General features: G+C 65.0%; 21 protein-coding genes and 3 tRNA genes. 11 read left to right on the forward strand and 13 right to left on the reverse strand.

Annotation, left to right across the window (positions count from 1 at the left end; genetic code table 11):
• The first annotated feature begins 55 nt into the window (after positions 1-55).
• The 5 genes from E6B08_RS04550 to thiO are packed head-to-tail and all read left to right on the forward strand — an operon-like array spanning position 56 to position 2,880.
• The gene (locus E6B08_RS04550; RefSeq protein ID WP_136912925.1) at positions 56-256 is read left to right on the forward strand and encodes a type IV pilus modification PilV family protein; all 201 of its coding nucleotides are present in this window, start codon (positions 56-58) and stop codon (positions 254-256) included.
• Positions 253-891, forward strand: a complete 639-nt coding sequence (locus E6B08_RS04555) for a PilW family protein (protein ID WP_136912926.1) — start codon at positions 253-255, stop codon at positions 889-891. Before E6B08_RS04550 ends, E6B08_RS04555 begins: the two co-directional genes overlap by 4 nt.
• Positions 891-1,361: a hypothetical protein gene (locus tag E6B08_RS04560; RefSeq protein WP_136912927.1), complete on the forward strand. Its 471-nt coding sequence runs from the start codon at positions 891-893 to the stop codon at positions 1,359-1,361. The genes E6B08_RS04555 and E6B08_RS04560 overlap by 1 nt, the downstream gene beginning before the upstream one ends.
• A 1-nt stretch (position 1,362) precedes the next feature.
• Positions 1,363-1,752 carry a type IV pilin protein gene (locus tag E6B08_RS04565; protein WP_136912928.1) on the forward strand — a complete coding sequence of 130 codons (390 nt, stop codon included), beginning with the start codon at positions 1,363-1,365 and terminating at the stop codon, positions 1,750-1,752.
• A gap of 33 nt (positions 1,753-1,785) precedes the next feature.
• The gene (thiO, locus tag E6B08_RS04570; protein ID WP_136912929.1) at positions 1,786-2,880 is read left to right on the forward strand and encodes a glycine oxidase ThiO; all 1,095 of its coding nucleotides are present in this window, start codon (positions 1,786-1,788) and stop codon (positions 2,878-2,880) included.
• Positions 2,881-3,010: 130 nt separating this feature from the next.
• Here thiO and E6B08_RS04575 read toward each other — a convergent pair whose 3' ends face one another.
• The 10 genes from E6B08_RS04575 to E6B08_RS04620 all read right to left on the reverse strand — a co-directional run bounded on the left by E6B08_RS04575 (position 3,011) and on the right by E6B08_RS04620 (position 12,909).
• Positions 3,011-4,420, reverse strand: a complete 1,410-nt coding sequence (locus tag E6B08_RS04575) for an amidase (protein ID WP_136912930.1) — start codon at positions 4,418-4,420, stop codon at positions 3,011-3,013.
• A gap of 1 nt (position 4,421) precedes the next feature.
• Entirely contained in the window at positions 4,422-5,699 is a 1,278-nt protein-coding gene (locus E6B08_RS04580) for a Zn-dependent hydrolase (protein WP_136912931.1), read from the reverse strand.
• A 141-nt stretch (positions 5,700-5,840) separates the two neighbouring features.
• Positions 5,841-6,536 (reverse strand): ABC transporter ATP-binding protein, encoded by a 696-nt coding sequence (locus tag E6B08_RS04585; protein ID WP_136912932.1) that lies wholly within the window; start codon positions 6,534-6,536, stop codon positions 5,841-5,843.
• Positions 6,536-7,288 (reverse strand): ABC transporter ATP-binding protein, encoded by a 753-nt coding sequence (locus E6B08_RS04590; RefSeq protein ID WP_136912933.1) that lies wholly within the window; start codon positions 7,286-7,288, stop codon positions 6,536-6,538. Before E6B08_RS04590 ends, E6B08_RS04585 begins: the two co-directional genes overlap by 1 nt.
• Positions 7,288-8,307: a branched-chain amino acid ABC transporter permease gene (locus E6B08_RS04595; RefSeq protein WP_136912934.1), complete on the reverse strand. Its 1,020-nt coding sequence runs from the start codon at positions 8,305-8,307 to the stop codon at positions 7,288-7,290. The genes E6B08_RS04590 and E6B08_RS04595 overlap by 1 nt, the downstream gene beginning before the upstream one ends.
• A 2-nt stretch (positions 8,308-8,309) precedes the next feature.
• Positions 8,310-9,170 (reverse strand): branched-chain amino acid ABC transporter permease, encoded by an 861-nt coding sequence (locus E6B08_RS04600; RefSeq protein WP_136912935.1) that lies wholly within the window; start codon positions 9,168-9,170, stop codon positions 8,310-8,312.
• A gap of 66 nt (positions 9,171-9,236) precedes the next feature.
• Positions 9,237-10,439 carry an ABC transporter substrate-binding protein gene (locus E6B08_RS04605; RefSeq protein ID WP_136912936.1) on the reverse strand — a complete coding sequence of 401 codons (1,203 nt, stop codon included), beginning with the start codon at positions 10,437-10,439 and terminating at the stop codon, positions 9,237-9,239.
• A 92-nt stretch (positions 10,440-10,531) separates the two neighbouring features.
• A complete protein-coding gene (locus tag E6B08_RS04610; protein WP_416194369.1) occupies positions 10,532-11,317 on the reverse strand; it encodes a FadR/GntR family transcriptional regulator in 786 nt (261 codons plus the stop codon).
• A gap of 256 nt (positions 11,318-11,573) precedes the next feature.
• On the reverse strand, positions 11,574-11,795 hold the full coding sequence (locus E6B08_RS04615) for a PP0621 family protein (protein WP_136912938.1): 222 nt from the start codon (positions 11,793-11,795) through the stop codon (positions 11,574-11,576).
• 94 nt (positions 11,796-11,889) lie between these two features.
• Positions 11,890-12,909 (reverse strand): outer membrane protein assembly factor BamD, encoded by a 1,020-nt coding sequence (locus tag E6B08_RS04620; RefSeq protein ID WP_136912939.1) that lies wholly within the window; start codon positions 12,907-12,909, stop codon positions 11,890-11,892.
• Between the two features lie 147 nt (positions 12,910-13,056).
• Here E6B08_RS04620 and rluD point away from each other — a divergent pair, with 147 nt between their 5' ends.
• The 6 genes from rluD to E6B08_RS04650 all read left to right on the forward strand — a co-directional run bounded on the left by rluD (position 13,057) and on the right by E6B08_RS04650 (position 18,251).
• Entirely contained in the window at positions 13,057-14,019 is a 963-nt protein-coding gene (rluD, locus tag E6B08_RS04625) for a 23S rRNA pseudouridine(1911/1915/1917) synthase RluD (protein ID WP_136912940.1), read from the forward strand.
• A complete protein-coding gene (gene pgeF / locus E6B08_RS04630) occupies positions 14,016-14,756 on the forward strand; it encodes a peptidoglycan editing factor PgeF (RefSeq protein WP_136912941.1) in 741 nt (246 codons plus the stop codon). The genes rluD and pgeF overlap by 4 nt, the downstream gene beginning before the upstream one ends.
• A gap of 249 nt (positions 14,757-15,005) precedes the next feature.
• Positions 15,006-17,570 (forward strand): ATP-dependent chaperone ClpB, encoded by a 2,565-nt coding sequence (clpB, locus tag E6B08_RS04635; protein ID WP_136912942.1) that lies wholly within the window; start codon positions 15,006-15,008, stop codon positions 17,568-17,570.
• A gap of 442 nt (positions 17,571-18,012) precedes the next feature.
• A tRNA-Asn gene (locus tag E6B08_RS04640) sits at positions 18,013-18,088 on the forward strand.
• Between the two features lie 4 nt (positions 18,089-18,092).
• Positions 18,093-18,169 (forward strand) — tRNA-Pro (locus E6B08_RS04645).
• 6 nt (positions 18,170-18,175) lie between these two features.
• A tRNA-Lys gene (locus E6B08_RS04650) sits at positions 18,176-18,251 on the forward strand.
• A 197-nt stretch (positions 18,252-18,448) separates the two neighbouring features.
• On the opposite strand, the gene E6B08_RS04655 is transcribed toward E6B08_RS04650, so the two are convergent.
• From E6B08_RS04655 to E6B08_RS04665, 3 genes are all read right to left on the reverse strand, one after another.
• Complete coding sequence (locus E6B08_RS04655; RefSeq protein WP_136912943.1) at positions 18,449-19,744, reverse strand: NAD(P)/FAD-dependent oxidoreductase; 1,296 nt, start codon at positions 19,742-19,744, stop codon at positions 18,449-18,451.
• Between the two features lie 84 nt (positions 19,745-19,828).
• On the reverse strand, positions 19,829-20,002 hold the full coding sequence (locus E6B08_RS04660; protein WP_136912944.1) for a DUF3094 family protein: 174 nt from the start codon (positions 20,000-20,002) through the stop codon (positions 19,829-19,831).
• 132 nt (positions 20,003-20,134) lie between these two features.
• Positions 20,135-20,764 (reverse strand): DUF1780 domain-containing protein, encoded by a 630-nt coding sequence (locus tag E6B08_RS04665; RefSeq protein WP_136912945.1) that lies wholly within the window; start codon positions 20,762-20,764, stop codon positions 20,135-20,137.
• Positions 20,765-20,796 lie beyond the last annotated feature (32 nt).

A 20,796-nucleotide genomic window follows, 5' to 3' on the forward strand; every position in this document is an offset into this window, starting at 1 on the left:
GTCCAGTCGGGCAGGTTCAAAGCATTTGGCGGGAAATGTCGTGAAGGGAGCAGGGATGCGTGAGCAGCAACGAGGGATGACCCTGTTGGAGGTCTTGCTGGCCATGGGGGTGTTGGCAGTCGGGCTGTTCGCCGCGGCGTCACTGCAACTGCAGGCCCTGAGGGCTACCGAGGCTGCATTGGGCGATACACAGGCTGCGCTAGCCGCGCATGCCGAACAGGAGCGGGCCCGGGCAGCCAGAGGTGGACAGCCATGAAGCCGGGGCAACGGGGTTTCGGTCTGCTGGAAATGCTGCTGGCGCTGACCATCGGCCTGGCGTTGCTGACGACCGCTAGCCGTGTATTCGTCTCGGCCCACGAGTCCTGGCGCCTGCAGGGCATGGCCACACGCCTGCAGGATGATGCCCGCCTGGCACTGCTGCGCATGGCCCAGGATATCCGCATGGCCGGCATGTTCGGCTGCCTGCGCCTGGAGCCTAAGGATTTCCAAGACCCTGCCGACCATGCTGCGTTCGCCCAGCCGTTGTTTGCTAACCACGATGGCCTGGCCCTTGTGGTCGCGCGGTTGCCCGGTATGCCCGGCGATCCGGACTGGACCCTGCTGACCGACTGCCTCAGCGACGTCCAGGTACGAAATGGGCGCGTGCAAGGCCAGCATCTGGCCGTAGCGATCAGCCGGCACCGTTACCAGCTCGTCGGCACCGTGCTGATGTTTCGGCAGGGTGCAAGCAACCAGCCGCTGATCGACCATGTGCGCGACCTGCGCGTGACCGTGGTCGGAGAGGGCAGCGAGCAGCGCGTGGATATCCAGCTGACCCTGTTCGAGCCCACCTTGGGTATCGAGCAACGGCATGCGCTGAGCGTGGCAGTGCGCAACCCGGTGCTTGGCTGATGACGCGCCAGCGCGGGGTGGTGCTGTTGCTGGCGCTGGTCATGAGCCTGCTGCTTGGCCTGCTGGCCGCCTCGGCGTTGACCGATGCGCAGCAGGAAGCACGCATGACGCGCATTCTGGGCGAAGGCTTGAAGGGGTTTGAGCAGGCCGAAGAGACGCTGTCCGTCGCAGCGGCCAGATTGCCGGCCCTGTTGCCTGGCGTGTGCAATGGCTGTCAGCCACCGAAGCATCCTCATCGATTGCTTGGCCAATGGCATGCCACGCCAAGTGGCTATTTCCAGGTGCAGAACCTCGGCATGAGCACCCGCGCCACGCACCTGAGCGACCAGCCGGCAACGCTGGTCAGGGTCACGGCGGTCAGCCGGCAGGTCGAGAACCGCCAGGTACTGGAAGCGGTGTACGCGCTACCAACCGCTCAAGCACAGGCACCCCAGCGCCTGCTCTGGCGCCAGAGACCCCGCGAGGACTGACATGCAGCAAGGAATGAGCCTGATCGAGTTATTGATTGTGGTGGCCGTGACCGGCATGCTGGCAGCCATTGCCTACCCCAGTTACAGCGACCAGCTCAGGCGAGCCGCACGCAGCGAAGTGGTTGGCCTGCTGCATGATGCCGCGCTGACGCTCGAGCGCCACCGTACCCGTACCGGCAGCTACGCCGAAGGCGACCCTGCGCTGCCCGGTGGCAACCGCCATTACAGCCTGCGAGCCGAACGTGATGCCGAGCACTTCACGCTGCATGCGCGGCGCTTGGTGCCTGGCTTGATGGCGGATGACCGCTGTGGCGATTTTCAACTCGACCAGGCCGGTCGGCGAGCCAACCCGGGCAGCCGGGAAGGCGCCGAGCGCTGTTGGGGAAGCTGAAGTTTTGTCTATTTCAAATGTTTGGATCGACGGATGAGCAAGCGAGTAGTGATTGTCGGCGGCGGCGTGATCGGCCTGCTGACTGCGTTCAACCTGGCGGCGAAGGTCGGCCAGGTGGTGGTTTGTGATCAGGGTGAAGTCGGTCGTGAATCGTCCTGGGCTGGCGGCGGCATCGTCTCGCCGCTCTACCCCTGGCGCTACAGCCCGGCGGTGACGGCCCTCGCGCACTGGTCGCAGGATTTTTATCCACAGCTGGGCGAGCGCTTGTTCGCCAGTACCGGGCTCGACCCGCAAGTGCACACCACCGGCCTGTACTGGCTGGATCTGGATGACGAAGCCGAGGCGTTGGCCTGGGCTGCCCGCCAGCAGCGGCCACTCAGTGCGGTGGATATCTCGGCGGTGTACGACGCAGTGCCGGTGCTGGGCCCAGGCTACCAACGAGCGGTCTACATGGCTGGTGTGGCCAACGTACGCAACCCGCGCCTGGTGAAGGCGTTGAAGGCGGCGTTGCTGGCGCTGCCCAACGTGACCTTGCGCGAGCATTGCCAGGTCAGTGGATTCGAGCAGCAGGATGGGCGAGTGACTGGCGTGCAGACCGACAGCGGTGTGCTGGCCGCAGACGAGGTGGTGCTCAGCGCCGGGGCCTGGAGCGGCGACCTGCTGGCCACGCTGGGCCTGGCCTTGCCGGTAGAGCCGGTGAAGGGCCAGATGATCCTGTTCAAGTGCGCGGCGGACTTCTTGCCGAGCATGGTCCTGGCCAAGGGGCGCTATGCCATTGCGCGTCGCGACGGCCATATTCTGGTGGGGAGCACCCTGGAACATGCCGGGTACGACAAGACCCCGACCAAGGATGCGCTGGCCAGCCTCAAGGCCTCGGCGGTGGAGTTGCTGCCGCAGCTGGCCGATGCCGAGGTGGTGGGGCATTGGGCGGGGTTACGGCCGGGCTCGCCGGAAGGCATTCCGTACATCGGGCCGGTGCCGGGGCATGCCGGGCTGTGGTTGAACTGCGGGCACTACCGCAATGGGCTGGTGCTGGCGCCGGCATCGTGCCAGTTGTTCACCGACCTGTTGACCGGCGCCGAGCCGATCATCGACCCTGCGCCGTATGCGCCAGCGGGGCGGATTTGATCCAGCGCTGGTGTTTCCGGCCTCTTCGCGGGCAAGCCCGCTCCCACAGGGCCCGAGCACGCTTCCAGAGGCTGCAATAACCTGTGGGAGCGGGCTTGTCCCGCGAAAGGGCCGGTGCAGCCAACCACGCTCAACCGCCAATCGGCGCCTGCAGATGCCGGCTCGGATAATGCTGCTCATACACCTTGCACACCCGCAGCACCTGCTCATCGGCGAACCGCCCGGCCACCACCTGCAACCCCACCGGCAACCCCTCCCGGGTGAACCCACAAGGCACCGAGGCCGCTGGCTGTTGGGTGATGTTGAACGGGTAGCTGAACGGCGTCCATTCCATCCACTGCGCCATCCCCGATCCTGGCGGCACGTTGTGCCCCGCCTCGAACGCCACCAACGGCAACATCGGTGACACCAGTACGTCATAGCGCTGGTGGAAGGCATTCATCTTGGCGATCAGATCCGCCCGTGCCTCCAGCGCCTCGGTATATTCGCGCAAACCGATCCGCTCGCCCTGCTCGGCAATCCAGCGCAGGCCAGGGTCGATCATCGCCCGCTGTTCATCGGTAAAGCCGCTGGCCAAGCGCGCAGCGCCAGCGAACCACAAGGTATTGAACGTCTCCAGCGGATCAGCGAAACCCGGATCGACCGCTTCCACCTGCGCCCCCAACCGTGCCAGGCGTTCCACGGCCTGCGCGACCAACCCCGCGATCTGCGGGGCGACCTTCACATAGCCGAAGTCTGCGCTGTAGGCGATGCGCAGGCCGCTCAGGTCTTGTCGCTCACCCAGCCACGGCGCCTGCCGAGGTGCCCCGGCCAGGCCATCGCGAGCATCAGGGTGAGCCACGCAATCGAGCATCAGCACCGCGTCCTCGACCGTGCGGGTCATCGGTCCCAGGTGCGACAGCACGGTCATGGCGCTGGCCGGCCACTGCGGCACGTAGCCGAAGGTCGGCTTGATGCCGAAGGTGCCGGTGAAGGCGCAGGGAATGCGAATCGAGCCGCCTGCGTCACTGCCTTGGTGCAACACGCCAAGGTTCAGCGCTGCCGCAGCGCCAGCGCCTCCCGACGAGCCGCCAGCGGTCAGGCGCGTGTCCCACGGGTTGCGGGTAATGCCGTACAGCGGGTTGTCGGTGACCCCCTTCCAGCCGAATTCCGGCGTCGTGGTCTTGCCTACCAGCACCGCGCCGGCTTCACGTATGAAGGCGCTGAACGGCGCATCGACTTCCCATGGCCCGGCCCCGGAGGTGGTGCGCGAGCCCTTGCGGGTCGGCATGCCGCGGGTCAGGGTCAGGTCCTTGATCGAGGCTGGCACGCCGTCCAGTCGGCCACACGGGGCACCGCGCTGCCAGCGTTGCTCGCTGGCGCGGGCGGCGGCGCGGGCGCCTTCGCCGTCGACGTGGCAGTAAGCGTTCACCGCCGGGTTGTGCAGGTCGATGCGCGCCAGCACGTCGTCGATCACTTCCATGGGCGACAGGGCGCGGCGCTGATACAGGTCGAGCAGTTCGACGGCGGTGAATTCACCGATTGCGGTTTTCTCGCTCATTTCAATGGGCTCCCTGGTTGGCGGCCTGGACCATGGCGCGCAGCAGCACGTCGCAGCCATCGGCCAGGTCCTGTGGCGCGGCATTCTCGATTTCGTTGTGGCTGATGCCGCCTTCGCATGGCACGAAGATCATGCCCGCCGGGCCCAGCTCGGCGAGGAAGATCGCGTCGTGGCCGGCGCCGCTGACGATGTCCATGTGGCTCAGCCCCAGGGCGCGGGCACCCTGGCGCACGGCGTCGACGCACTGTCCGGCGAAGTACAGCGGCGGGAAGTCGGCCGTTGGCGTCAGTTGGTAGCTCAACCCGTGCTTGGCGCTGGCGGCCTCGATGGCCTCGCGCACTTCGCCGACCATGGCAGCCAGGTGCTCGGGATCGAGGTGACGCAGGTCGATGGTCATTTGCACCTGGCCGGGGATGACGTTGCGCGAGCCCGGGTGCAGGGTCAGGCAGCCGACCGTGCCGCAGGCGTGCGGCTGGTGGGCATGGGCCACGCGATTGACCGCCGCGACCACCTCCGCTGCGCCGACCAGCGCATCCTTGCGCAGGTGCATCGGAGTGGGGCCGGCGTGGGCCTCGACGCCGGTGAGCACCAGGTCGAACCATTTCTGCCCGAGGCAGCCCTGGACCACGCCGATGGTGGTGCGCTGGTCTTCGAGCACCGGGCCTTGTTCGATATGCGCCTCGAAGTAGGCGCCCACGGCATGCCCGGTCGGTACGCGCGGCCCGGCGTAGCCGATGCGCGCCAGTTCCGCGCCCACCGACAGGCCCTGGTCGTCGACCTTGTCCAGGGTTTCCTGCAGGCCGAACTTACCGGCGAACACGCCCGAGCCCATCATGCAGGGCGGGAAGCGCGAGCCTTCCTCGTTGGTCCAGACCACCACTTCCAGTGGGGCCTCGGTGGTCAGTTGCAGGTCGTTGAGGGTGCGCAGCACTTCGAGCCCGGCCATGACCCCGTAGCAGCCGTCGAACTTGCCGCCGGTGGGTTGGGTATCGATATGGCTGCCGGTCATCACGGGCGCGAGTGCCGGGTTACGGCCTGGGCGGCGGGCGAAGATGTTGCCGATGGCGTCGACGCTGACCGTGCAGCCGGCGTCCTCGCACCAGCGCACGAACAGGTCGCGGGCCTGGCGGTCGAGGTCGGTGAGGGCCAGGCGGCAGACGCCGCCCTTGGCGGTGGCGCCGAGCTGGGCGAGGTCCATCAGCGACTGCCAGAGGCGCTCGCGGCTGACCAGCGGGCCTTGGCCGAGCAGGTGTTGCGAGGGATCGATGCGGGTGTTCATGGGGCGTCTCTCCTGTAGCAATGGTTGTGCCTGTGCCGGCCTCTTCGCGGGCAAGCCCGCTCCTACAGGTACAACACAGTTCCTGAGGACAGCGGGGTACCTGTGGGATCGAAGAGGCCGGCACAGAAAAGCAGGCCTGGATCAGGCGCTCAGAGCCAGATACCGGTTCTTGATACTCGGATCCTCACGGAACTGCGCCGCGCTGCCCTGGTAGGCCACGCGTCCCTGTTCCAACACGTAATGCCGGTCGGCGAGGGCATCGCAGACCATCAGGTTCTGCTCCACCAACAGGATCGACAGCCCCTCGCCCTTGATCCGCCGCAAGATCTTCACCAGCTCATCGACGATCACCGGCGCCAGGCCCTCGGTCGGCTCGTCGAGGATCAGCAGCTTGGGGTCGTTGAGCAGGGCGCGGGCGATGGCCAGCATCTGCTGCTCGCCCCCCGACAGCGCGAAGCCGCCGTTGCGCCGCCGCTCCTTGAGCCGCGGGAACATGCCGTACACGTCTTCGAGCTGCCAGCGGCTGTCCTTGCGCACGGCGATCTTGAGGTTCTCCTCCACGCTCAACTGGCGGAAGATTCCGCGATGCTCCGGCACCAGGGCGATGCCACGCCGGGCGATGTCGAAGATCTCGCGGCCGACCAGCGCCTCGCCGTTGAAGGTGATCTGCCCCTGGCGCGGGCGGACGATGCCGAGGATGCTGCGCAAGGTGGTGGTCTTGCCGGCGCCGTTGCGCCCGAGCAGGGTCACCAGTTCGCCCGCGCCAACCTTCAGCGAGACGCCTTCGAGCACATGGCTCTTGTCGTAGTAGGAATGGATCGAATCGACGTCGAGCATCAGGCGGCCTCTCCAAGGTAGGCGGTGCGCACGCGTTCGTCGTTGCGCACCTGGTCCGGGGTACCCTCGACCAGGATCTGGCCGTGGCTCATGACGGTGATGCGCTGGCTGATCGACATGACGATGCTCATGTTGTGCTCGATCAGCAGCACGGTATGGTCGCGGCCCAGGTCGCTGATCAGCTCGGTCATCACCGGGATGTCGTCGATGCCCATGCCGGAGGTGGGCTCGTCGAGCATCAGCAGGGTCGGCTTGGCGCAGATCGACATGCCCACCTCCAGCACCCGCTGCTGGCCGTGCGACAACTCGCCGGCCAGGGTATCGGCGCGGTTGCCGAGCTTGAGCCGCTCGAGCACCTGGTCGGCGGTGTCCCAGTGGCTGCGCTTGTGCTCCACGCTGCGCCAGAAGTTCAGCGCGCCCAGGCCATCGCGGCCCTGGGCGGCCAGGCGCAGGTTCTCGCGCACGCTGAGGTTCTGGAACAGGCTGGTGAGCTGGAACGAGCGCGCCATGCCCAGCGCCACCCGGCCGTGGGATGGCTTGCGGACGATGTCCTGGCCGTTGAACAGGATCTTGCCGCCGGTGGCCTGGCGCTCGCCGGTCAGGCAGTGGAACAGGCTGGTCTTGCCGGCGCCGTTGGGGCCGATGACCGTGTGGATGGTGCCGGCGCGGACCTTGAGGTCGACGCCATCCACCGCACGGAACGGCCCGTAGGCCAGCTCCAGGTTGTGGGTCTGCAGCAGGTAGTCGCTCATCACAGGGTCTCCTTGGTCTTGGCGGCGGCCTTGGCCTCTGCCGAACGCGACGGCAGCAGGCGTTTGCCCAGGTCGGCCAGGCCGCCCCACAGGCCTCCACGCATGAACACCACCACCAGGATCAGGATCGCCCCCAGCAGCATCAGCCAGCGTGGCCACAGCTCCGACAGCACATCGCCCAGCACCACGATGGCGCCGGCACCGAGCAGCGAGCCGAACAACGACCCGGTGCCGCCGACGATGGTCATGATCAGGATGTTTTCGCTCATCATCAGGTCGATGTTTGACAGCGGCGCAAAATGCAGCAGCATGGCGTACAGCGCCCCGGCGATACCGGTGATGGCGCCGGACAGCATGAACACCAGGATCTTGAAATGGCGCACGTCGTAGCCGATGGCGGCGGCGCGGGTCTCGTTCTCGCGAATGGCCAGCAGCGTGCTACCGAACGGCGAGCGGATCACCCGCAAGGCGCCGGCGAAGATCAGCAGGAACAGCACCGCCACGAACACGTAGAAATGCCGTGGGTCGGCCAGGTCCACCAGCACATGGCCGGCGACTTCGATGTTCGGCCGTGGTACGTCGAGCAGGCCGTTGTCGCCGCCGGTCCAACCGCTGAGGGTGTAGGCCAGGAAGTACGCCATCTGGCTGAAGGCCAAGGTCAGCATGACGAAGTAGATGCCCTTGCGGCGGATGGCCAGCGCGCCCACCAGCAGCGCCAGGAAGGCGCCGAACAATGCCGCGCCCAACAGCGCCGCGAACATGCCCCAGTGCAGATGGATCATCAGCAACGCCGCGCCATAGGCCCCTACGCCGAAGAAGATGCCCTGGCCGAACGACAGCAGGCCGGTGTAGCCGAGCAGCAGGTTGCAGGCCAGCACGGCCAGGGCAAAGATCAGGATCTCGGTGGCCAGGGTGGCCGAAGGCAGCACCAGTGGCAGCGCCACCAGGCTGACGAGCACCAGCAACAGCAGGGTAGGGCTGCGGCCTTTGCCTACAGGCAATGGGTTTTTCTCGCTCATCGTCATGCTCTCCCGAACAGGCCATAGGGACGGACCAGGATCACCGCCGCCATCGCGCCGTAGATCATCAGGCTGGCGCCTTGCGGCCAGAGGCTGGTCATCATGCTTTGCACCACGCCCACCAGCAGGCCACCGACCAGGGCGCCGCCGAACGAGCCCATGCCGCCGATCACCACCACCACGAAGGCGATGCCGAGGATCTCCGGCCCCACGAACGGCTGGGCACCGCGCAGCGGGGCGAACAACACGCCCGCGACTCCCGCCAGGCCCACGCCAAGGGCGAAGGTCAGCGAGAACAGGCGGAAGATGTTGGTGCCCAGCAGCGACACGGTTTCGGTGCTTTCACTGCCAGCGCGCACCAGGGCGCCGAAGCGCGTGCGCTCCAGCAGCAGCCACAGCCCCAGGCCGATCAGCGCGGCGAAGCCGATCAGGAACAGCCGGTAGTAGGGGTAGATGAAGTCGCCGACGATCAACACCCCGCGCAGCTCGGGCGGCACGGCGATGTTCTTGCCCACCGGGCCCCAGATCAGGATCGAGGCTTCCTGGATGATCAACGCGATCCCCAGGGTGACCAGGATCTGGAAGGTGTGCGGCAAGTGGTAGATGCGCTTGATCAACAGCCGCTCGACCGCCCAGGCCAGCGCCGCCACCACCAGCGGGGCGATCAGCAAGGCCAGCCAGAAGTTGCCGGTCAGCGCCACGGCGGTGTAGCACAGGTAGGCGCCCAGCAGGAAAAACGCGCCATGGGCGAAATTGACGAAGTTGAGCAGGCCGAAAATGATCGTCAGGCCAACGGCGATGAGGAAGTAGATCATCCCCAGGCCCAGGCCGTTGAGCAGTTGGAACAGGTACAAATCGAGCATGAGCGTGCCCTCGACAGCGCGCGAGGCGGCTGCCTGTACAGAGTGTTTGTGACTAGCGCCGTGGCGTCAGGCCAGGGTGCATCCGGTGTGGTCGACCTCGACGAACGAGCGGCCCGAACTGATCACTTCGGCCAGGTCGTCCTCGTCGCGCATCTGCCCCTGGGCCTTGCCCAGCAGCAGGTAATAGTCCTTGAGCACCTGGTGGTCGCCCGGGCGGATCAGCTCTTCGCCGGTCGGCCCCTGGAAGCGCATGCCCTGCAGGGCGGCGGACACCGCGGCGCCGTCCAGGCTGCCGGCCTTGACGATGGCCTCGAGCATCACCTTGGTGCCGATGTAGTCAGCGGCGAGCGGGTAGTTGGGGTTGATGCCGTAGGCCTTGCGCGTGGCGGCGACCAGTTGCTTGTTCAGCGGCGTGTCGACCTGGTGCCAGTACTGAGCGCCGAGGTACACGCCTTCGAGCATGTCGCTGCCCAGCTCCTGGAACTGATCGAGCCCGGCCGACCACACCATCAGCACTTTCATGCGGTCCTTGATGCCGAAGTTCACCGCTTGGCGCAGGGCGTTGGACGCCTGGCTGCCGAAGTTGAGCAGCACCACCACGTCGGGCTTGGCGGCGATGGCGTTGGTCAGGTAGCCGGAAAACTCCTGCTCCTGCAGCGAGTGGTAGCTGTTGCCGATGTGCTCGACGCCGAACTCGGCGAACACCTTGCGGGCGTTGTCCAGCAGCGCATCGCCGAACACGTATTGCGGGGTGATGGTGTACCAGCGCTTGGCCTGGGGCAGTGTGCGGATCATCGGCACCAGGGTCTCGCGGATGGCGCCGTAGGTGGGCACTGACCAGCGGAAGGTCGAGGTATTGCAGTCCTTGCCGGTGATTTCGTCGGCACCGACGGGCGTCATGAACACGCCGCCGGCCTTGTGGATTTCCTTCGACACCGCCAGGGCCGAGGACGACAGGGTGCAGCCCTGGAAGAACCGCGCGCCATCCTGGCCGATGGCCTCCTGCACCTTGCGCACGGCCTTGCCGGCGTTGCCCTCGGTATCGATGACCTTGTACTTGAGCGGGTGCCCGAGCAGCTGTGGGTATTCGGCGATGGCCAGGCGCGAGCCCATGTCGGCGTACTTGCCGTAGCTGGCGAACGCGCCAGACATGGACTTGAGCCCGTAGAAGGTCAGCGGTTCGTCGGCGAATGCCCGGTGCGCCCCCAGCGGGAGGCTACCTAGGGCACCCAGGGCAAGGCCTGCCTTGAGCAGGGTACGTCTTTGCATGGGTGAACTCCTTGTTTGTGGTTATTAGGCAGGAGCGGCAATGGCAAAGCGGGTACGGCCGGGCCTGTGTGCAGGCCTCTGTCCAGGCGGTTTCAGTGGTTGTGGGCGAACTCCAGGAGGAAGTTGCGGGCGACCTCGCCTTCGAGCGCGGTCATATGGTGTTCGGCGTCGCACATGTGCTCGTGCATCAGCCGGCGCACGGCGGCTTCGTCACTCGCTTGCAAGGCGATGAGCAGGTGTTTGTGGTAGTCGATGTTGGCGGCGGCGAATTGCTGGCGCTTGGGCAGGTAGGCCTTTTTCAGCACCACCAGGTCGCGCAGCAGGTCGTTGAGGAAGGTGGCCATGAAGCGCAGCAGCGGGTTGGGGCAGCGGTCGGCCAGCAGGTTGTGGAACTCCAGCTCCGCCAGGCGCTGCTCGCGCTGGCCCTGTTCGCTGTCTTCCGGGGCGCTGCAGAAGTCGATGTTGGCTTGCAGCGCGGCGTAGTCCTCGGCGCTGAGCTTGCCCATCACCGACACCGCTAGCTCCACCTCGATGACCTTGCGCAGCTGGTACACCTGCTCGCCGTCGAGGTGCTGGAAGTGCAGGTAGTTGCGCAAAGCGCGGCTGGCCGGCTCGGTGCCGACCTCGTTGAGGTAGGCGCCGCCGCTGGGGCCGGTACGGGTGCTGACCAGGCCTTCGACTTCCAGCGCCTTGAGCGCTTCGCGGGCGGTGCCCTTGGAGCATTCGAAGTGTTCCATCAGCTCGCGCTCGGTGGGCAGGCGGTCGCCTGGGTGCAGGGCCTCGGTGACGATCGAGCGCTTGACCGATTCGACGATCACATCGGACAGCTTCTGGCGCTTGCGTTTGGGTTTGGGTTTGAGCATTTCGCTATTTTTCATATTTATGCGGATAAATAGGATTTAGCGAAAGTTACCCGGCTGGGTCAATGCGAGGGGTCGCAAATGATGTGAAAGGGTCGGGGAGGGATAAGTGAGGGTTGGTCTAGCCACTGTGGGAGCGGCTTTGTGTCGCGATGGGCCGCAACGCGGCCCCAGGATTTCAGCAGCGCTGCATCGATCGCTGGGGCCGCTGCGCGCCCCTATCGCGACACAAGGCCGCTCCCACAGGGATTGCTCGGGTTTCCAGGGCTGATACTCAGCCTGGCCCTTGCTCCAGGTGCTTCTGGCTGCAATACCAGTCGTTGCCCAGCTGCAGCGCCCGATCATTGGGCAGGTGCACGCCACAGTGGGCGCAGCGCACCATCTTCAACGGCGCGTCGAGCTTGGGCTCGGGGTGCGATTGCTGGCTGATCTTGAACTTGCGCCACAGCCATACCGCGGCGGCGATCAGGGCGATCCAGAAAAGTAGGCGAACCATGGTGTCCAGCTTGTCGAAATGGGAAGCCGACAGTCTAGGACGCGGCCAATAAAAAAGGGAGGCCTCGGGCCTCCCTTTCTTGTTGCAGCTGAAATCAGTCGAACAGACCGAAGGTCATGTAGCTGAACCAGGAGCGGTCCTTCTCGGCGACTTTCGGGCCTTCCGGCAGGATCGGGTTGCCGTCCTCGTCCAGCGGCAACAGCTCGGTCGGCATTTCGTCGCGGGCGTCCTGGAACTGCTTGACCACATCCTGGTTGGCACGGGTTTCACCCGGCGGCAGCGGCGTGCTGGTCTCGATCAGGCCCAGGGTGGCCTTGGACAGCCAGCCACGGCCATCGGATTCGGTCTGCTTGGGCTGGAACTCGCCGCCGGCCAGGCTCGGGTGGTCCGGGTAGTTGAGCTTCAGGGTTTCCAGGCTGGTGGCGGCCAGTTCGTCCAGGTGCATCTTCTGGTACGACTCGACCATGATCGCCAGGCCATCACCGACCGACGGGGTTTCCTGGAAGTTTTCCACCACGTAGCGGCCACGGTTGGCGGCGGCGACGTAGGCCTGACGGCTCAGGTAGTAGTCGGCCACGTGGATTTCGTAGGAAGCCAGCAGGTTGCGCAGGTAGATCATGCGCTGCTTGGCGTCCGGCGCGTAGCGGCTGTTGGGGAAGCGGCTGGTGAGCTGGGCGAACTCGTTGTACGAGTCGCGGGCGGCACCCGGGTCACGCTTGGTCATGTCCAGCGGCAGGAAGCGCGCCAGCAGGCCACGGTCCTGGTCGAACGAGGTCAGGCCCTTGAGGTAGTAGGCGTAGTCGACGTTCGGGTGCTGCGGGTGCAGGCGGATGAAGCGCTCGGCAGCCGACTTGGCGGCCTCGGGCTCGGAGTTCTTGTAGTTGGCGTAGATCAGCTCGAGCTGCGCCTGGTCGGCGTAGCGGCCGAACGGATAGCGCGACTCCAGGGCCTTGAGCTTGTTCACGGCGCTGGTGTAGCTGGAGTTGTCCAGGTCAGCCTGAGCCTGCTGGTACAGCTCGGCTTCGCTGAGGTTCTCGTCGATGACTTCCTTGTTGGAGGAACAGGCCGCGGTGAGCCCGAGGATGGCGATCAGCAGCAGGTGTTTCACTTGCATAGCGGCTTGCGTCCCTTTGACGGCCGCTGTCTTGGGCGGTGCCGTCCTGTTATGATGACCACCCCGGCCGAGCCCGGGGCAAAAGAAGCCGTATTTAACCACAAGCGCGCAGCCGAAACCAAAGGCTGTGCGCCCGCCGAATCGAGCATGTCCGAGATCATTCAACTTAGCGCAGAGGTACCGTCCGAACTGGGCGGGCAACGCCTCGACCAGGTCGCCGCCCAATTGTTCGCCGAGTATTCGCGTTCGCGGCTTACTTCGTGGATCAAAGAGGGCCGCCTGACGGTCGACGGCGCGGTCGTGCGTCCGCGCGACATCGTCCATGGTGGCTCGCTGCTGGCGCTGGACGCCGAGCAGGAAGCCCAGGGCGAGTGGGAGGCCGAAGACATCGAGCTGGACATCGTCTACGAAGACGACCAGATCCTGGTGATCAACAAGCCGGCCGGCCTGGTGGTGCACCCGGCAGCCGGGCATGCCAGCGGCACCTTGCTCAACGCGTTGCTGCACCACGTGCCGGACATCATCAATGTCCCGCGTGCCGGCATCGTCCACCGCCTGGACAAGGACACCACCGGCCTGATGGTGGTGGCCAAGACCCTGCAAGCACAGACCAACCTGGTCGACCAGCTGCAAAAGCGCTCGGTCAGCCGCATCTATGAATGCATCGTGGTCGGCGTGGTGACTGCCGGCGGCAAGATCGACGCCCCGATCGGCCGTCACGGCGGCATGCGCCAGCGCATGGCGGTGACCGACGGCGGCAAGCCTGCGATCAGCCACTACCGGGTGCTCAAGCGCTTCCGCTCGCACACCCACGTGCGGGTCAAGCTGGAAACCGGCCGTACCCACCAGATCCGCGTGCACATGGCCCACGTCGGCTTCCCGCTGGTCGGCGACCAGACCTACGGTGGCCGCTTCCGTATTCCACCGGCGGCCAGCCAGACCATGGTCCAGGCGGTCAAGACCTTCCCGCGCCAGGCGCTGCACGCACGCTTCCTGGCGCTGGTGCACCCGACCACCGGTGAACGCATGGAATGGGAATCGCCACTGCCCGACGACTTCGTCTGGCTGCTGTCGCTGCTCAACCAGGACCGCGAGAGCTTCATCGGATGAGCGGCCTGACCCAGGCCCTGCTGTTCCCCGACTGGCCGGCCCCGGCCTCGGTGCGGGCCTGTGTCACCACCCGCGAGGGCGGCATCAGCCAGCCGCCCTATGAATCCTTCAATCTCGGCGACCACGTGGGCGACGAGCCTGCAGCGGTCGCCGAGAACCGCCGCCGCTTGAGCCAAGCGTTCGCCATCCAGCCGGCCTGGCTCAAGCAGGTGCATGGCCTGGTGGTGGCCGACGCCGACCCGGGCGTGGTCGCCGAGGCCGATGCCAGTTGGACCGACCAGCCCGGTATCGCCTGCACCGTGATGACTGCCGACTGCCTGCCGGCGCTGTTCTGCGATCGCGCCGGTACCCGTGTGGCAGCGGCCCATGCCGGCTGGCGCGGTTTGGCCGGTGGTGTGCTGGAAGCCACCCTCGACCGGCTGGCGCTGGCACCTGAAGAGGTGCTGGTGTGGCTGGGCCCGGCCATCGGGCCACAGGCCTTCGAAGTGGGGCTGGAAGTGCGCGATGCCTTTACCGCCGTGCACCCGGAGGCCGCCAGGGCCTTCGTCGAGGGTGAGCGGCCGGGCAAGTTGATGGCCGACATCTATGCGCTGGCGCGGATTCGCCTGGCGGCGCGTGGGGTCACGGCTGTTTATGGGGGCGGGTATTGCACGGTCAGTGATCCGCGCTTCTTCTCCTATCGCCGGACTCCGCAAGGGGGGCGGTTCGCTTCCCTGGTGTGGCTGGAGCCGCGTTGAGTCAGTAGCGGCCCTTTCGCGGGCAAGCCCGCTCCCACAGGTCCCTCGCCTGATCCGAATCCAGTGAGGCTTTCTGTGGGAGCGGGCTGGCCTGCGAAAGGCCCAGCACCAATCTCTCAGGTTGACCCCGGTCAAACCCACTACGCTTGAATCTTCCAGAATCAGCCTCATCTATTGGTCATCTCTGGCAGGTTTCTACATTACAGGCGCTGTCCATCGCTCCGACCTGCCCTAATAGGAAGGTATCCCATGCGAATAGACCGTTTGACCAGCAAGCTGCAACTGGCGTTATCCGATTCCCAATCCCTGGCCGTGGGTATGGACCATCCGGCCATCGAACCGCTGCACCTGCTCCAGGCCCTGATCGACCAGCAAGGTGGCTCGATCAAGCCGCTGCTGATGCAGGTCGGTTTCGACATCAACAGCCTGCGCCAGGCGTTGACCAAGGAATTGGACCAACTGCCGAAAATCCAGAACCCCACCGGCGACGTGAACATGTCGCAGGACCTTGCACGCCTGCTCAACCAGGCCGACCGCCTGGCCCAGCAGAAAGGCGACCAGTTCATCTCCAGCGAACTGGTGCTGCTCGCTGCCATGGACGAGAACAGCAAGGTCGGTAAATTGCTGCTCGGCCAGGGCGTGAGCAAGAAGGCCCTGGAAAACGCCATCAACAACCTGCGTGGCGGCGCGGCGGTGAACGACCCCAATGCCGAAGAATCGCGCCAGGCCCTGGACAAGTACACCGTCGACCTGACCAAGCGCGCCGAGGAAGGCAAGCTCGACCCGGTGATCGGCCGTGACGACGAAATCCGCCGCACCGTGCAGGTGCTGCAACGCCGGACCAAGAACAACCCGGTGCTGATCGGTGAGCCTGGCGTCGGCAAGACCGCCATCGCCGAGGGCCTGGCCCAGCGCATCATCAATGGCGAAGTACCCGACGGCCTCAAGGGCAAGCGCCTGCTGGCGCTGGACATGGGCGCGCTGATCGCCGGTGCCAAGTACCGCGGCGAATTCGAAGAGCGCTTGAAAGGCTTGCTCAACGAGCTGTCCAAGCAGGAAGGCCAGATCATCCTGTTCATCGACGAGCTGCACACCATGGTCGGCGCCGGCAAAGGCGAGGGCGCCATGGACGCCGGCAACATGCTCAAGCCGGCCCTGGCCCGTGGCGAGCTGCACTGCGTGGGCGCCACCACCCTCAACGAGTACCGCCAGTTCATCGAGAAGGACGCCGCCCTCGAGCGCCGCTTCCAGAAGGTGCTGGTCGAAGAGCCGAGCGAGGAAGACACCATCGCCATCCTGCGCGGCCTCAAAGAGCGTTATGAGGTGCACCACAAGGTGGCCATCACCGATGGCGCGATCATCGCCGCGGCCAAGCTCAGCCACCGCTACATCACCGACCGCCAGCTGCCGGACAAGGCCATCGACCTGATCGACGAAGCGGCCAGCCGCATCCGCATGGAGATCGACTCCAAGCCGGAAGTGCTCGATCGCCTCGACCGTCGCCTGATCCAGCTGAAGGTGGAATCGCAGGCGCTGAAGAAAGAAGAAGACGAGGCCGCCAAGAAGCGCCTGGAAAAACTCACCGAGGAAATCGAGCGCCTGGAGCGCGAGTATTCCGACCTGGAGGAAATCTGGGCCTCTGAAAAAGCCGAAGTGCAGGGCTCTGCGCAGATCCAGCAAAAGATCGAGCAAGCCCGCCAGGAGCTGGAGTCGGCCCGGCGCAAGGGTGACCTCAGCCGCATGGCCGAGCTGCAGTACGGGGTGATCCCGGACCTGGAGCGCAGCCTGCAGATGGTCGACCAGCACGGCAAGTCGGAGAACCAGCTGCTGCGCAACAAGGTGACCGAGGAAGAAATCGCCGAAGTGGTGTCGAAGTGGACCGGTATTCCGGTGTCCAAGATGCTCGAAGGCGAGCGCGAGAAGCTGCTGAAGATGGAAGAGCTGCTGCACCAGCGCGTGATCGGCCAGGGCGAGGCAGTCACTGCCGTGGCCAACGCCGTGCGCCGTTCGCGTGCCGGCTTGTCCGACCCGAACCGGCCCAGTGGCTCGTTCCTGTTCCTCGGCCCGACCGGTGTGGGCAAGACCGAGCTCTGCAAGGCCCTGGCCGAGTTCCTGTTCGACACCGAAGAGGCCATGGTGCGCATCGACATGTCCGAGTTCATGGAGAAACACTCCGTGGCTCGCCTGATCGGCGCTCCACCAGGCTATGTGGGTTACGAGGAGGGCGGCTACCTGACCGAAGCCGTGCGCCGCAAACCGTACTCGGTGGTGCTGCTGGACGAGGTCGAAAAAGCCCACCCGGACGTGTTCAACGTATTGCTGCAAGTGCTTGAAGACGGCCGCCTGACCGACAGCCATGGGCGTACCGTGGACTTCCGCAACACGGTGATCGTGATGACCTCCAACCTGGGCTCGGCGCAGATCCAGGAGCTGGTGGGCGATCGCGAGGCGCAACGTGCTGCGGTGATGGATGCGGTGGGTTCGCACTTCCGTCCGGAGTTCATCAACCGGATCGACGAAGTGGTGGTGTTCGAGCCACTGGGCCGCGACCAGATCGCCGGCATCACCGAAATCCAGCTCGGCCGCCTGCGCAGCCGCCTGGCCGAACGCGAGCTGGCCTTGAGCCTGAGCCCGGAGGCGTTGGACAAGCTGATCGCCGTGGGTTACGACCCGGTGTATGGCGCACGTCCGCTGAAGCGGGCGATCCAGCGCTGGATCGAGAACCCGTTGGCGCAGTTGATCCTGGCCGGCAAGTTCCTGCCGGGTACGGCGATCACCGCGAAGGTGGAAGGGGACGAAATCGTCTTCGAGTGATCGGTTGTCGCTGCTGTAAACAAAAGCCCCGCATCTGCGGGGCTTTTTGTGTGTCTAGGGTGGCCCTTTCGCGGGTAAACCCGCTCCTACACGCATCGCATCGCCCCCTGTAGGGGCGGGCTTGCCTGCGAAAGGGCCGGCCCAGACCCCGTAAAATCCAGGCTTTCCGGCACCCCCAGATAACTTGCTGAAAATTTTGAAATTTTTGCTTGCATCTAAAATCGAGTGCCCCTAATATACGCCCCGCTGTCAGGCACTAAGCGAATCACCAGCAACATCGGGGATCGCAAAACAACTTACAAATCAGTAAGTTGAATGAAAAAAAGTGGTTGACAAGCAAAACGAAGAATGTAGAATAGCCGGCCTCAGCAGCGACAACGCGAAAGCGGATAGCTAAAGAGTCCGAAGCTCACACAGTCTTCGGAGTTGTACGAAGTTCAGTTCCGCGATAGCTCAGTCGGTAGAGCAAATGACTGTTAATCATTGGGTCCCTGGTTCGAGTCCAGGTCGCGGAGCCAATTTCGGGGTGTAGCGCAGTCCGGTAGCGCGCCTGCTTTGGGAGCAGGATGTCAGGAGTTCGAATCCCCTCACCCCGACCATTTTCCGGGTCGTTAGCTCAGTTGGTAGAGCAGTTGGCTTTTAACCAATTGGTCGTAGGTTCGAATCCTACACGACCCACCATGTAAAAAGGGCATCTCGAATGAGATGCCCTTTTTCTTTTGCCTTGGATTTATCTGCCAGAACGCTGGGCCTGCTTTGCAGGCCTTTCGCGACACAAGGCCGCACTCACAACCAGATCGCGATCTCCCAGGGGGCGCGGTCAGTCTGTGGGAGCGGCCTTGTGTCGCGAAAGGGGCGCAACGCGCCCCCACCAATCTTCAGTGCAGCTTCAATCTAGGCTCGGTGCCCCGCCCGATCTTGCTCCCGAGCATCATCATCGCCGTCCGGAAGAACCCATACAGCGCCATCTGGTGCATCCGGTACAGCGACACATAGAACATCCGCGCCAGCCAGCCTTCCAGCTTCACGCTGCCCATCAGGTTGCCCATCAGGTTACCCACCGCCGAGAACCGCGACAGCGACACCAGCGAGCCGTAGTCCTTGTACGCATAGGTCGGCAGCGGCTTGTTCTCCAGGCGCGCCTTCAAGCTGTTGGCCAGCATCGAAGCCTGCTGGTGCGCGGCCTGTGCCCGCGGCGGCACGTTGCGATCGCTACCCGGCTGCGGGCAGGCGGCGCAGTCACCGAAGGCGAAGATATCGTCGTCGCGGGTGGTCTGCAGGGTAGGGCGCACCACCAGCTGGTTGATCCGGTTGGTTTCCAGCCCGTCGATGTCCTTGAGGAAGCCCGGTGCACGAATGCCCGCCGCCCACACCTTGAGGCTCGCCTGGATGACCTCGCCGCTGGCAGTTTTCAGACCATCTGCAGTCACTTCGCTCACTGCTGCGTTGGTCATCACCGTCACGCCGAGTTTTTCCAGGGTCTTGTGCACCGGTACACTGATGCGCTCCGGCAGGGCAGGCAGCACCCGTGGGCCAGCCTCGATCAGGGTGATGTGCATGTCCTTGGGCTGGATGCGGTCCAGGCCATAGGCTGCCAGTTCGTGTGCGGCATGGTGCAGCTCGGCCGCCAGCTCCACGCCGGTGGCGCCGGCGCCGACGATGGCCACGCTGATCTGCTCGCTGGCCACGTCGCCGGCGTGGGCACGCAGGTAGTGGTTGAGCAATTGCTGGTGGAAGCGCTCGGCCTGCTTGCGGGTGTCCAGGAACAGGCAGTGCTGCGCTGCGCCCAGGGTACCGAAGTCGTTGGTGTTGCTGCCCACGGCGATCACCAGGGTGTCGTAGCCCAGGGTACGCGCAGGCAGCAATTCGCGGCCCTCTTCATCGAGGGTGGCGGCCAGTTGGATCTGCTTGCCTTCGCGGTCCAGCCCGCTCATGCGTCCGAGTTGGAAGTTGAAGTGGTTCCACTTGGCCTGGGCCACGTAGTTCAGTTCGTCTTCCGAGGAGTTGAGCGAGCCTGCGGCCACTTCGTGCAACAGCGGCTTCCAGATGTGCGTGAGGTTGGCGTCGACCAGGGTGATCTCGGCCTGCTTGCGCTTGCCCAGGGTCTTACCCAGGCGGGTCGCCAGTTCCAGGCCGCCGGCGCCGCCGCCGACAATCACGATGCGATGAGTCATGGGGATATCTCATAAGGTTTACGGAATTCGTGGCCTTTTCGGCCGGCCGCAAACTGCACGAGGGGAGGGCGAGCGCAAGGCAGCTCATAGCACCAGTCCACCCAGCAGGCGGCTAACGAGGCCCAGCACGATGGTCACGACCACCACCAGTACCAGGAGCAGCAGCGGCCGGAAGGGCCGGCGCTCGACTTGGTGCTGAGGGGTGCGCAGATACTCATCGACACGACGCTGATCGTCCGGATTCAGTCGGCTGGTCATGATGGGCCTCGTCAGATAGACGTTTGTGACTGCACAAACGCTACAGCGTTCGTGCAAGCGCTTGAAACAAATGATAATGCTTTCTATCCCTGGCGCCGAGTGTACGCCATCGCAAACACACTCGGCAGTGGATCAAAGACTGATACCCACGTCGAACACGATGCTGCGCCCCAGGTTACCGCGCAGGAAGTCCGGCGCATCGGGGTGGGCGAACAGCACCCGGGCGAAGGTCGGCCCCACCAGCGACAGCGAGCGCCAACCCTGGCGCAGGTACTCGGTGGGCGGCGGGAAGTGGGTGTTGAGGTCGAGCACTTCGCGCTTTAGGCTGGAGAACGCGATGATGTCCAGTTCGCCCAGGTCCAGCCCGCGTTCCCGGTAGTTGTGCGCCTTTTTGCGCAAGGTCGGCGCCAGGCGCCCCAGCAGCTCCGCCGCGCTGATCCGCCGTGGGCGCGCCTCGCGGCGCACCAGTTGCGCCAGGGAGAACGCGCTGCGCCGGCGCTGCAGCTCTTCGCGCCACTCATCGTTCAGCCGCCGCCCCTCGTCGAGCACGAAAAACACCTCGAACGCCGCATCGCGAAACAACACGTCGGGCGGCTCCTGGCCGGCCGGCATGAATTCTTCGCTGCGATAGGGGATGTTCAGCCCCTGCAGCAACCGTTGGCACACCCACCGCTCACGCTCCCATTTGCGCGCATTGGAGAGAAAGGCGTTGGCTTGTTCGGCCTGGATGGTAAGCAGGCGTAGGTAGTCGGAGTCATCCATGGGAACAAGCTTAGTCGGCAATTGTGAACGTA

Origin of the sequence: Pseudomonas putida (genome assembly GCF_005080685.1) — a bacterium.
GTDB classification, from domain to species: domain Bacteria; phylum Pseudomonadota; class Gammaproteobacteria; order Pseudomonadales; family Pseudomonadaceae; genus Aquipseudomonas; species Aquipseudomonas putida_V.